Here is an 11999-nt window from a genome sequence, read left to right on the forward strand (position 1 = left end):
CGGCGCCATTCCATCCAGGCGGTGTATTTAAAGAGAGCGATGCAACGTCTGGAACAGGGTGACGTTGTCACCGTAACTCAATTTGCCCGGCGTACTTATCGTTGCTCACGCTAAAACGGAGCAACTTAGAGTAGGGCTAGCCTGAGCGGCGAGATGTTAACTCCTCGCGCAACAAAGCCTTGTAGCCATTCCGGGGCTTTCTCCAGCACCTGACGAGCGGCAGATTCGGTGTCAAATTCAGCAAAGACACACGCTCCTGTGCCAGTCAGGCGCGACGGCGCATATTCTAACAGCCAGGAAAGCGCCGCATCAACCTCGCGAAAACGTTTTCTTGCGATAACCTCGCAATCGTTGCGAAATTCACATTTTAGCAACGTATTTATTGACCTGATTGGGGTATCTCGTGGTAGCTCGGGGTCGCGAAAGATGATCGGAGTAGGAATGCTGACGCCAGGGTGGGCGACGAGGTACCACTTTTCCTGCGGTTCGACCGGGGTCAGAATTTCGCCGATGCCTTCGGCAAAGGCCGCATGACCGCGGACGAAAACCGGCACATCGGCGCCGAGCTGCAGCCCGAGCGTTGCCAGCTGGTCTTCAGACAGCCCGCAGCCCCAAAGCTGATTCAGCGCTACCAGCACCGTGGCGGCGTTGGACGAACCGCCGCCCAGCCCGCCGCCCATCGGCAGGCGCTTCTCGATGCTGATATCGGCGCCGCTGCCGGCTGCCAGCCGCCCGCGTTCTGCCGCCGCCTGCATCAGCAGCCTGGCGGCGCGAATAATCAAATTCTCTTCATTCGGCACGCCGTCCACCGGCGTCAGCAGGCGCAGTTCGCCGTCATCGCGCGCTTCTATGGTTAACGTATCGCCATAATCGAGAAACTGGAACAGCGTCTGCAGCTGGTGATAACCGTCGGCGCGCTGCCCGGTAATATATAAAAACAGGTTCAGCTTCGCGGGAGAGGGCCAGCGGGTCATCATTTCACAATCCAGTTATCCATTTTCAGCTTGATGCGCTGACTGCCGTTGTTGAGCTCCATATTGGCCGGCAGCGATGGCGTGGTATCGCTGGTATATCCGCCGTAGGTGACGCGCCAGGTTTTGCCGTTTTGCGTATAGTTCAGGGTGCTCAAACGATACTGCTGATCGAGGGTGTAGTCGGTCGCATCCCCCGGCAGGCCGACGATCCACTGACGCAGGCTGTTCAGCGGGATCGGCATTCCGGTCAGACGGCCAATCATCTCTTCCGCGTCGGTTGCGGTGTAGGTCTGACCCTTGTTATCGATCAGCGTCACGCTACCCGGCTGCGCGGTGAGCGACAGCTCGGTGCTGCCCAGCGGGTTGGTCAGCAGCAGGCGGTAGCGATCCTGACCGGTCTGCTGCCAGAAGAAACGGGCGTAAACCTTTTGCTCGTCTGAAAGATAAGCAAAGGCGCCGCGGGTCTGGAACTGGCTAAGATTGCGGACATCCTGCTGGTGCTGACGCCACTGCGGCGAGTCCGGGCTTTTACCGGGGCCTTTCGGGGCGTTGAGCGTACAGGCGGTCAGGACCAGGCTTGCCAGGGGCAACAGGCGGAGCAGTCGATTCATAATGATGACAAATCCTTGATGTCTACAGTGAAATCCGGCGAAGAGTGAATACGCACACGATTTGTGTAGCGGGTTACAATAATAACCTTTAATGCTAGCGTTGCCCGGCGGTAGCGTCTACGTTCAAATTGTCTGAAATCAAAAAATTACCGTTAGTGGCTGTTACGCATTGGCTATTACTCCAAAAGGGGAGCGTCTCTTTTATTGATTCCGCGCATCCTGTATGATGCGCTCAGACTAACCTTAGCAACGCTGGTACTACTCCCTCACAATGACCCTTTTAGCTCTTGGCATTAATCACAAAACAGCCCCGATAGCGCTGCGAGAACGCGTAACGTTTTCGCCGGACACGCTCGATGAGGCGCTGGAGAGCTTGCTGGCTCAGCCAATGGTGCAGGGAGGTGTGGTGCTGTCGACCTGTAACCGCACGGAGCTCTATCTCAGCGTTGAGGAGCAGGATAATCTGCAGGAAGTGCTCATCCGCTGGCTGTGTGATTACCACCATCTTAATGAAGACGATCTGCGAAACAGCCTCTACTGGCACCAGGATAACGATGCGGTCAGCCATCTGATGCGCGTCGCCAGCGGCCTGGATTCGCTGGTGCTCGGCGAGCCGCAGATCCTCGGCCAGGTTAAAAAAGCCTTTGCTGATTCCAGCCGCGGGCATCTCAACGTCAGCGAGCTGGAGCGGATGTTCCAGAAGTCATTCTCCGTTGCTAAGCGCGTGCGGACCGAGACGGACATTGGCGCCAGCGCGGTCTCCGTCGCATTCGCCGCCTGTACGCTGGCGCGACAAATCTTTGAATCGCTGTCGAGCGTTACCGTACTGCTGGTTGGCGCCGGGGAGACCATCGAACTGGTGGCCCGCCACCTGCGCGAGCACCACGTACGCAAAATGGTCATTGCCAACCGCACCCGTGAACGCGCCCAGGTGCTGGCTGATGAAGTCGGCGCTGAGGTTATCGCCTTGAGCGACATCGATGAACGGCTGAAAGACGCCGATATTATTATCACTTCCACCGCCAGCCCGCTGCCGATAATTGGCAAAGGGATGGTGGAACGTGCGCTGAAGGCGCGCCGCAATCAGCCGATGCTGCTGGTCGATATCGCGGTGCCCCGCGACGTCGAGCCTGAAGTGGGCAAGCTGGCGAACGCCTATCTCTACAGCGTGGACGACCTGCAAAACATCATTCAGCACAACCTGGCGCAGCGTAAAGCCGCCGCGGTGCAGGCGGAATCGATCGTCGAGCAGGAAACCAGCGAATTTATGGCTTGGCTGCGCGCCCAGAGCGCGAGCGAGACTATCCGCGAATATCGCTCCCAGTCCGAACAGGTCCGCGAGGAGCTGACGCTAAAAGCGCTGGCGGCGCTGGAGCAGGGCGGCGATGCCCAGGAAATCATGCAGGACCTGGCGCGTAAGCTGACTAACCGCCTGATCCACGCGCCAACCAAATCTCTTCAGCAGGCTGCCCGTGACGGGGACGATGAACGTCTGCATATTCTGCGCAACAGCCTCGGGCTGGAATAGCGCCATTTCTCTCTTTTTTCAGGACAGGGTTAATTCACACCTATGAAGCCTTCTATTGTTGCCAAACTGGAAGCTCTGTACGAACGCCATGAGGAAGTTCAGGCGCTGCTGGGGGATGCTGCGACCATCGCCGATCAGGATCGGTTCCGCGCGCTGTCGCGCGAGTACGCGCAGCTGAGCGACGTTGCACGCTGTTACACCGAATGGCGCCAGGTGCAGGATGATATTGAAACCGCGCAGATGATGCTTGACGATCCGGAGATGCGCGAAATGGCGCAGGAAGAGCTGCGCGACGCCAAAGATAAGAGCGAAGAGATGGAGCAGCAGCTGCAGGTTCTGCTGCTGCCGAAAGATCCGGACGATGAGCGTAACGCCTTTGTCGAAGTCCGCGCCGGTACCGGCGGGGACGAAGCGGCGCTGTTTGCCGGGGATCTGTTCCGCATGTACAGCCGCTATGCGGAAGCCCGCCGCTGGCGCGTGGAGATCCTCAGCGCCAACGAAGGCGAGCACGGCGGCTATAAAGAAGTGATTGCTAAAATCAGCGGCGACGGCGTCTACGGCCGGCTGAAGTTCGAGTCCGGCGGCCACCGCGTACAGCGCGTGCCGGCGACCGAATCCCAGGGGCGTATCCACACTTCCGCCTGTACCGTCGCGGTGATGCCGGAGCTGCCGGAAGCCGAAATGCCGGACATCAACCCGGCCGATCTGCGTATCGACACCTTCCGCTCCTCCGGGGCGGGCGGGCAGCACGTTAACACCACCGATTCCGCTATTCGTATTACCCACTTACCGACCGGTATCGTCGTTGAGTGCCAGGACGAACGCTCCCAGCACAAAAACAAAGCGAAAGCGCTGTCGGTGCTGGGTTCGCGCATTCGCGCCGCGGAAGTGGCCAAGCGTCAGCAGGCGGAAGCGTCTACCCGACGTAACCTGCTGGGCAGCGGCGATCGTAGCGATCGTAACCGCACCTATAACTTCCCGCAGGGCCGCGTGACCGACCACCGCATCAACCTGACGCTCTACCGTCTGGATGAAACGATGGAAGGTAAGCTGGATATGCTCATTGAGCCGATTGTCCAGGAGTACCAGGCCGATCAGCTGGCAGCGCTTTCCGAGCAGGAATGATGATTTTTCAACAGTGGCTGGCGCAGGCGATTGCCCGACTGAGCGACAGCGAAAGCCCGCGCCGCGACGCGGAGATCCTGCTGGGACACGTGACCGGCAGGGCGCGGACCTGGCTCCTCGCCTTTGGCGAAACGGCGCTCACTGACGACCAGCTGGCCGAGCTGGAGGCGCTGCTGAGCCGCCGTCAGCGCGGCGAGCCGATCGCGCATCTGGTGGGGCAGCGCGAATTCTGGTCGCTGCCGCTGCTGGTGTCACCGGCGACCCTGATCCCGCGTCCGGACACCGAGTGTCTCGTCGAGCAGGCGCTGGCGCGGCTGCCGGCGACGCCGTGTCGGATCCTCGATTTAGGTACCGGCACCGGCGCGATTGCGCTGGCGTTAGCCAGCGAGCGTCCGGACTGCCGGGTGACGGCGGTCGATTTTATGCCCGACGCCGCCGCGTTAGCCGCGCGCAACGTGGCTCAGCTCGGCATCACCAACGTGACGGTGCTGCAGAGCAACTGGTTCAGCGCGCTGGCGGGCCAGCAGTTTGAAGCCATCGTCAGCAACCCGCCCTATATCGACGAAACCGACCCGCATCTTGCGCAAGGCGACGTTCGCTTCGAGCCGAAAACGGCGCTTGTCGCCGCCGATAACGGTCTGGCCGATCTGGCGCACATCGTTCGCCAGGGGCGTCATTTCCTGACGCCTGATGGCATAATGCTGCTGGAGCATGGCTGGACGCAGGGCGCCGCGGTGCGCGGGCTGTTCCACGACGCGGGATATATTGATGTTGTGACCTGCCGCGATTACGGCGATAACGACCGCCTGACGTTAGGACGTTTCCCGGCTACGGATAAGAAGGTTGACGTATGAATCTGTTTAACGCGGTGCTGTATCTGCATATCGCGGCGGTGGTCGTGTCGGTCAGCCTGTTCGCGTTACGCTACTGGTGGAGCTACAGCGGCAGCCCGTGGCTTAATCGGCGCTGGGTACGTATCGTCCCGCACTGTAGCGACACGCTACTATTTCTTAGCGGCGCCGGATTAATGGCAATAACGCACTATCTGCCGTTTACTGAAGACGGCACATGGCTGACTGAGAAGCTGTTTGGCGTTATTATTTACATTGCATTGGGTTTTATCGCGCTGGGCCGTCGGCGTCCGCGCAGCCAGCAGAGCAGGTTTATCGCTTTCCTGCTGGCTTTGGTGGTGTTGTTCATCATCATACAACTCGCCATCACAAGAACACCGTTACTGGGGTAAGTCATGAGGTCACTAGCTGATTTCGAATTTAATAAAGCGCCACTGTGCGATGGAATGGTCCTCATTTCTGAATTGATCCGCGACGACTTTCCAACAGGTTACGTGCAGGACGAGCTGGAGCGGCTGCTGAGCCTGGCGCAGGAAGAGATCGCGACCTCGTGGGATCAGGAGCGTCAGCTGGAGCGGCTGCTGGAGCTTTTCTATCATGAATGGGGCTTCAGAGACTCCCACGGCGTCTACCGGCTGTCCGATGCCCTGTGGATTGATAAGGTATTGATTAACCGTCAGGGGAGCGCCGCGTCGCTGGGGGCGATCGTGCTGTGGATTGCCCAGCGCATGTCTCTGCCGGTGGTGCCGGTGATTTTCCCGACGCAGATGCTGCTGCGCGCAGACCCTGAAACCAGCGAAGAGATGTGGCTGATTAACCCGTTCAACGGGGAAACGCTGAACGAGCACACGCTGGAAGTGTGGCTGAAGGGCAATATTAGCCCGGTGGCCGAGCTGTTCAATGAGGATCTTGATGAAGCGGATAACGCGGAAGTGATCCACAAGCTGCTCGACACCTTAAAATCGGCGCTAATGGAAGAGCGGCAGATGGAGCTGGCCCTGCGCGCCAGCGAAGCGCTGCTGCAGTTCAATCCGGAAGACCCGTACGAGATCCGCGACCGCGGGCTGATTTACGCCCAGCTCGAGTGCGACCACGTTGCGCTGCTGGATCTGAACTATTTCGTCGAACAGTGCCCTGAAGACCCGATCAGCGAAATGATCCGCGCGCAAATCAACACGATTTCGCACAAACAAATTACATTGCATTAGTCGATATACGCGAATACGCCGCGCTGAGGCGGCGTTTACGTATGACGCGTATTTATCTGGAATGATTCCGGTTACACCCTGATAAGGCGATCTTATGAAACAAAAAGTGGTTAGCATTGGTGATATCAACGTAGCAAACGACCTGCCTTTCGTCCTGTTCGGCGGGATGAACGTGCTGGAATCCCGCGATCTCGCGATGCGTATCTGCGAACACTACGTGACGGTGACGCAGAAGCTGGGCATTCCTTATGTGTTCAAAGCCTCTTTTGATAAAGCCAACCGTTCTTCCATCCACTCCTATCGCGGTCCGGGTCTGGAAGAAGGGATGAAGATTTTCCAGGAGCTGAAGCAGGCTTTCGGCGTGAAAATCATCACTGACGTTCATGAAGCAAGCCAGGCGCAGGCCGTGGCCGATGTTGTCGATGTGATTCAGCTGCCGGCGTTCCTCGCTCGTCAGACTGACCTGGTTGAAGCGATGGCGAAAACCGGGGCGGTGATCAACGTTAAGAAACCGCAGTTCGTGAGCCCGGGCCAGATGGGCAATATCGTCGACAAGTTCATTGAAGGCGGCAACGACCAGGTGATTCTGTGCGACCGCGGCGCTAACTTCGGCTACGACAACCTGGTTGTTGATATGCTGGGCTTTGGGGTGATGAAAAAAGCCTCCAACAACTCGCCGGTTATCTTTGACGTTACCCACGCGCTGCAGTGCCGTGACCCGTTTGGCGCCGCTTCCGGCGGCCGTCGGGCGCAGGTTGCTGAACTGGCGCGTGCGGGTATGGCGGTTGGTATCGCGGGTCTGTTTATTGAAGCGCACCCGGACCCGGATCATGCGAAATGCGACGGCCCGTCCGCGCTGCCGCTGGATAAGCTGGAGCCGTTCCTGAAGCAAATGAAGGCTATCGACGATCTGGTTAAAGGCTTTGACGAGCTGGATACCAGCAAGTAACGGCCCCTGATAAGACAAAAGCCTGTCGGTTGCAAAACCGGCAGGCTTTTTTATGCGGCAGACCGCAGCGAATCTCCCCCGGCCGGGGGGCGGTGAATCAGGCAAAAATGGTCATCAGATAGGCGGCGAATAGCGCCAGGTGCGCCGCGCCGTTCAGCACGTTCGTCCGTCCGGTCGAGAAAGATATCTGGCACAGCAGCAGCGAGGCGACCATCACCACCATTTCCGGCGCGCCGAGGCCAAAGTGCAGCTCATTGCCGGTTAAAAAGGCAATCAGGGTCACTACCGGTACGGTCAGAGAAATGGTGGCCAGCACCGAACCGAAGAACAGATTCATCGCGCGCTGCACCTGATTGTTTAACACCGCCTTCAGGGCGCCCAGGCCTTCCGGCGAGAGGATCAGCAGCGCCACCAGGAAACCGGTAAAGGCCACCGGCGCGTTCATGCTGGTCAGGAGCGTCTCCAGCGGGTTGGCGTTCATCTTAGTTACCGCAATCACGGCAATCAGGTGAATGAGCAGCCAGACGGTGTGCCAGCCGCTGCTGTGCGCCGACGGCTTACCGTGATGCGGGTCATCGTCATCGCCGTCATCTTCATGCTCATAAATAAACAGGCTCTGGTGCGTTTTGGTCTGAATCAACAGGAACACGCCGTACATGGCCGCAGAAATAAGCGCCACCAGCAGCGCCTGGCCGGTCGAGAAATTGGCGCCAGGCAGGGCCATTGGAAACACCAGCACGATAATCGCCAGCGGGAACAGGGCGATTAAATACTGCTTAATACCGAACAGATTCATATACTGCGTGGCGAATTTACGCCCGCCCAGCAGCAGCGAGAAGCCGACCAGGCCGCCGGTAACGATCATGATGATGGAATACAGGGTATCGCGCATCAGCGTCGGCGCGGCGTCGCCGGTAGCCATCAGCGCGGAAATCAGGCTGACTTCAAGAATAACCACCGACAGGCTTAAAATTAACGATCCGTACGGCTCGCCCAGGCGGTGGGCCAGCACGTCCGCGTGGCGTACTACGCTGAATGCGCTACTGAGAATACCGACTAACGCCAGAATATTAATCGCAATAACCACTGGCAGTGACTGGCTACTTCCGAAGAAGAAAAGCACCGCCAGTGCCAGCAGCGGAAATACGAGGGACGTCTCCTTGTGGCGGGTTTTTACCGCCTCATGTGCATGGGTCATGAACCATCTCCATATTGTGCAGGTGTTATAATTATAGATACTGTAAGTTGATAAAATAACAGACATTACGGAAATTGATTTGTTTTTTTACTTAAATTTACCGCTATCAACCACTAATGGTGTTAGATTGCTATAACCTGCTGTTATTATGCTTTTATATTTACTATTCAGATAATTACTAAAGTCCACTTCTCACTCCCTCGCGCCTTGCGTAGCGCAATATTGCGTTCCAGACTTAAATTCCAGCCCCTTTCTGGAGAACACTATGCCTTATCACAGTAAAAAAGACCTACCCGACAGCGTCCGCCACGTCCTGCCTGAACATGCCCAGGAGATTTATAAAGAAGCCTTTAATAGCGCCTGGGACCAGTACAAGCATAGCGAGGACCGTCGGGGCGACGCCAGCCGCGAAGAGACGGCGCATAAAGTGGCCTGGGCGGCGGTAAAACATGACTATCAAAAAGGAGACGATGACCGCTGGCACAGGAAGTCATAGCCGATCCTGCTACCCGCGCGGCGCCTGAGCGGCGTTAATTGCTAATTGCCAAATAAAGCTGGATAATAATTCAGCAATGTTTCACAAGAATGTTTCACAGGGATGGCATCAGATAAACGCCGGGAAGCGGGCAGTGGCGGAGGTAGTAGAAGTGTTAACACGTGATTTCTTAATCAATGCGGATTGTAAAACGGCGTTTGGCGCTATTGAGGAATCGCTACTCTGGTCGGCAGAGCAACGGGCGGCCTCGCTGGCGGCCACGTTAGCCTGTCGTCCGGATGCGGGATCGGTCTGGATTTTTGGCTACGGTTCGCTGATGTGGAACCCGGCTCTGGAGTATCGCGAGTCCTGTACCGGTACGCTGCCGGGCTGGCACCGCGCCTTTTGTCTGCGACTCACCGCCGGGCGCGGAAGCGCGCATCAGCCCGGACGCATGCTGGCGCTGAAAGAGGGCGGGCGCACCACCGGCGTCGCCTATCGCCTGCCTGACTGCACGCTGGAAGAAGAGCTAACCCTGCTCTGGAAGCGGGAGATGATCACCGGCTGCTATCTGCCGACCTGGTGCAAGCTGGAGCTTGACGACGGCAGGACGGTCAACGCGCTGGTCTTTATTATGGATCCGCGCCATCCGCTGTTCGAAGCCGATACCAGCGCCCAGGTGATCGCGCCGCTGATCGCCAAAGCCAGCGGTCCGCTAGGCACTAACGCTCAGTACCTTTTCTCGCTGGAGCAGGAGCTGCGCAAGCTCGGCATGCACGATGATTGCCTCGACGAGCTGGTCGGCAAGGTGCGAAACCTGCTGGGTGATAGCAGCCAGCCGGGGCTGGCCTGAGAAATGCCCGGGAAACCCGGGCATGAAGACGCGTTTGAATCTGTAGTCAGAACGAGCTCAGCGGATGCCTCAGGCGGGAACGTAGCTGATTGAGTGCTCCAGCGACTGGCTGTGGCTGTCGATAAGCACGTTCCAGGTTCCGCTGTAGGGCACGGTCATATACGCGCTGTCCCGGTCCTGCACGCTCAGCACATCCGCGTGGCTGTCGCCTGGAACCTTTGCGCTCATCAGGTGAATATGGCAGCGCTCTGAACAACGAACCACCAGCGTATCACCGCCAAACAACGTCAAACTTGCTTTTACCATTGCCATTTTCCTACCCCGTATTTGTCAGTCCACAGCATCCTGCCCGTTCAATCCTGTGCGTGATATTGTTCACACTTTGCTCATGGCATAACACCAAATGGGGAAGGTACGGATGATGATTTTGATCAAAAAAAAGGATAAAGATTAAACAAAAATGATGTTGTTCCTGAAAGCATTCAGCTGGCATATTTTTTAACGCAATAAACGCTGCCAGCCTGACATTTAATCCTGCTAAAGAGGGTTAACTCAGAAGGTCAGGACTTTATCCGCCGCCAGCGTCCACTGCGCCAGCTCAACCAGCGTACCGATCTCGACGCCCTCAATCAGCGGCAGGGAGGTTATCCCGCGGCCGTCGGTGCAGGTTTTGCACAGCTTCACCGGCACATTCTGCGCGGTGAGGATCTCCAGCATCTGCTGAATGTTATAGCCTTCCGCCGGTTTTTGACCGCGCAGCCCCGCGGTGACCGCATCGGACATTAAAAACACCTTCAGCACCAGTTCGGACTGCTGTTCACGCAGGGCAATCGCCAGGCGCAGGCTGTTGAACAGGGATTCGCTACCGTAGGCAGCGCCGTTGGCGATAAGCACAATACTTTGCATAAGGACTCCTTTGTATAAGGCACGGTTATTGCTTAGCTGAAGTATAAAGCGTTAACCCGGGAGGGGGTATGAATAATACGGCTGGCACTGTGCCTGAAGCAAACGACTGGTTCCAACATGCGCGTCAGCTCCAGAAGCAGCAGCTGCGTCAGCTGGCGCAGCAGGGAGCGCTGGCCAATCAGATCAGCGCCCTGGTGCATATGCTGCAGTGCGAGCGCGGGGCGTCCAATATCTGGCTGTGCTCCGGCGGCCGGCTCTACGCCGCGGAGTGTCGCGCCGGCGGGGCGCTGGTGAATGAACAGCTGGTCGCCTTTCGCCTGGCGCTGGAGCCGGCGCGCAGCAGCGCCAGCAGCGCCCTGTGCTGGCGTATCGCCAGCGCGGTGTGGTATCTCGGGCAGCTTCCCGCCCTGCGCGAATCCGTAGGCCTTCGCACCATTGCCGCCGAAGAGGCGACCGGCCAGTTCAGCCGCATTATCCGGCATCTGCTGAATATCGTCCCGCAGCTGAATGACAGCATCGACGATCCGCAGATAGCCGGAGGGATGGTGGCGCTCTACAGCTTTATGCAGGGCAAGGAGCTGGTGGGGCAGGAGCGCGCGCTGGGGGCGTCAGGCTTTGCCCGCGGTCAGTTCAGCGACGAGCTGCGCCAGCTGCTGGTGGACCGAATCGACGGGCAGCAGCCGTGCTTTGACAGCTTTCTGGCCCTGGCCGACGCCGCGCAGACCGCGCTGTTTAATGAGCAGTGCCAGGCCGGCCTCGAAATAGAGCAGCTTCGGCGCATCGCCTGCACCCGTCTGCCCTCGGCGGATAGCGGCGAGACGGCGCTGCGCTGGTTCTGCGCCCAGACGCAGCGGCTGGAGCTGATGCGCGGTCTGGAAGAGCGGCTGATTAGCGATCTGCTCGATGCCGCCGATCGGCTGCTGCAGGGGAGCGGACCGGAGATGCCCCCCGACCGGTGGCCGGAAGAAGAGGGCGGCGATGACGTTGCGCGACGGCTGGACAGGCAGCTGCTGCCGCTGGTGCGCCGGCAGGCGTATGAGCTGCAGCAGCTCTCCGGCCAGCTGGCGTCGCTAAAAGATAGCCTCGAAGAGCGCAAGGTCATTGAGAAGGCCAAAAGCGTCCTGATGTCCCATCAGGGAATGAACGAAGAGCAGGCCTGGCAGGCGCTGCGCAAGATGGCGATGGATAAGAATCAGCGGATGGTGGAAATCGCCCGCGCCCTGCTGATTGTGAAGTCATTATGGCCGCTAACCCCAAAGGAGTAGGTGCACAATGAGTGGGCATTCTCTGCCTGTAGACGGTGCAATTTTGGCCCTGACCG

Annotated in this window: 14 protein-coding genes; 9 read left to right on the plus strand and 5 right to left on the minus strand. The window is 58.2% G+C overall.

The window, feature by feature from the left end:
• Positions 1-125 precede the first annotated feature (125 nt).
• Both ispE and lolB read right to left on the minus strand, forming a co-directional pair.
• Positions 126-974: a 4-(cytidine 5'-diphospho)-2-C-methyl-D-erythritol kinase gene (gene ispE / locus GO007_RS17205; RefSeq protein WP_189339889.1), complete on the minus strand. Its 849-nt coding sequence runs from the start codon at positions 972-974 to the stop codon at positions 126-128.
• Complete coding sequence (gene lolB, locus GO007_RS17210) at positions 974-1585, minus strand: lipoprotein insertase outer membrane protein LolB (RefSeq protein WP_095101965.1); 612 nt, start codon at positions 1583-1585, stop codon at positions 974-976. Before lolB ends, ispE begins: the two co-directional genes overlap by 1 nt.
• A gap of 271 nt (positions 1586-1856) precedes the next feature.
• On the opposite strand from lolB, the gene hemA reads away from it, so the two are divergent.
• The 6 genes from hemA (at position 1857) to kdsA (ending at position 7246) form a co-directional block, all read left to right on the plus strand.
• Positions 1857-3113: a glutamyl-tRNA reductase gene (gene hemA, locus GO007_RS17215; RefSeq protein WP_095101968.1), complete on the plus strand. Its 1257-nt coding sequence runs from the start codon at positions 1857-1859 to the stop codon at positions 3111-3113.
• A 42-nt stretch (positions 3114-3155) separates the two neighbouring features.
• Positions 3156-4238 carry a peptide chain release factor 1 gene (gene prfA, locus GO007_RS17220; RefSeq protein WP_045858977.1) on the plus strand — a complete coding sequence of 361 codons (1083 nt, stop codon included), beginning with the start codon at positions 3156-3158 and terminating at the stop codon, positions 4236-4238.
• Positions 4238-5092, plus strand: a complete 855-nt coding sequence (prmC, locus tag GO007_RS17225; RefSeq protein ID WP_095101970.1) for a peptide chain release factor N(5)-glutamine methyltransferase — start codon at positions 4238-4240, stop codon at positions 5090-5092. The genes prfA and prmC overlap by 1 nt, the downstream gene beginning before the upstream one ends.
• The gene (gene sirB2 / locus GO007_RS17230; RefSeq protein WP_095101972.1) at positions 5089-5481 is read left to right on the plus strand and encodes an invasion regulator SirB2; all 393 of its coding nucleotides are present in this window, start codon (positions 5089-5091) and stop codon (positions 5479-5481) included. Before prmC ends, sirB2 begins: the two co-directional genes overlap by 4 nt.
• Before the next feature lie 3 nt (positions 5482-5484).
• Positions 5485-6297 carry an invasion regulator SirB1 gene (gene sirB1, locus GO007_RS17235; RefSeq protein ID WP_045858970.1) on the plus strand — a complete coding sequence of 271 codons (813 nt, stop codon included), beginning with the start codon at positions 5485-5487 and terminating at the stop codon, positions 6295-6297.
• A gap of 94 nt (positions 6298-6391) precedes the next feature.
• Positions 6392-7246, plus strand: a complete 855-nt coding sequence (kdsA, locus tag GO007_RS17240) for a 3-deoxy-8-phosphooctulonate synthase (RefSeq protein WP_095101974.1) — start codon at positions 6392-6394, stop codon at positions 7244-7246.
• A gap of 97 nt (positions 7247-7343) precedes the next feature.
• Here kdsA and chaA read toward each other — a convergent pair whose 3' ends face one another.
• On the minus strand, positions 7344-8444 hold the full coding sequence (chaA, locus tag GO007_RS17245; RefSeq protein ID WP_095101976.1) for a sodium-potassium/proton antiporter ChaA: 1101 nt from the start codon (positions 8442-8444) through the stop codon (positions 7344-7346).
• Positions 8445-8709: 265 nt separating this feature from the next.
• Between chaA and chaB the strand changes: the two genes are divergently transcribed.
• Together chaB and GO007_RS17255 are read left to right on the plus strand one after the other, a co-directional pair.
• Positions 8710-8940 carry a putative cation transport regulator ChaB gene (gene chaB / locus GO007_RS17250; protein WP_041146096.1) on the plus strand — a complete coding sequence of 77 codons (231 nt, stop codon included), beginning with the start codon at positions 8710-8712 and terminating at the stop codon, positions 8938-8940.
• A 151-nt stretch (positions 8941-9091) separates the two neighbouring features.
• Positions 9092-9772, plus strand: coding sequence for a gamma-glutamylcyclotransferase (locus GO007_RS17255; protein WP_095101978.1), 681 nt, complete (start codon positions 9092-9094; stop codon positions 9770-9772).
• 69 nt (positions 9773-9841) lie between these two features.
• Here the strand turns inward: GO007_RS17255 and GO007_RS17260 are convergent, their stop codons facing one another.
• Entirely contained in the window at positions 9842-10084 is a 243-nt protein-coding gene (locus tag GO007_RS17260; RefSeq protein WP_076947669.1) for a DUF1883 domain-containing protein, read from the minus strand.
• A 240-nt stretch (positions 10085-10324) separates the two neighbouring features.
• Positions 10325-10678 (minus strand): DsrE/DsrF/TusD sulfur relay family protein, encoded by a 354-nt coding sequence (locus GO007_RS17265; RefSeq protein WP_095101980.1) that lies wholly within the window; start codon positions 10676-10678, stop codon positions 10325-10327.
• 68 nt (positions 10679-10746) lie between these two features.
• Here GO007_RS17265 and nasR point away from each other — a divergent pair, with 68 nt between their 5' ends.
• Positions 10747-11943, plus strand: a complete 1197-nt coding sequence (gene nasR, locus GO007_RS17270) for a nitrate regulatory protein NasR (protein ID WP_095101982.1) — start codon at positions 10747-10749, stop codon at positions 11941-11943.
• Positions 11944-11999 lie beyond the last annotated feature (56 nt).

This window comes from Klebsiella sp. 10-1 (assembly GCF_009758445.1).
GTDB lineage: Bacteria > Pseudomonadota > Gammaproteobacteria > Enterobacterales > Enterobacteriaceae > Klebsiella > Klebsiella scottii.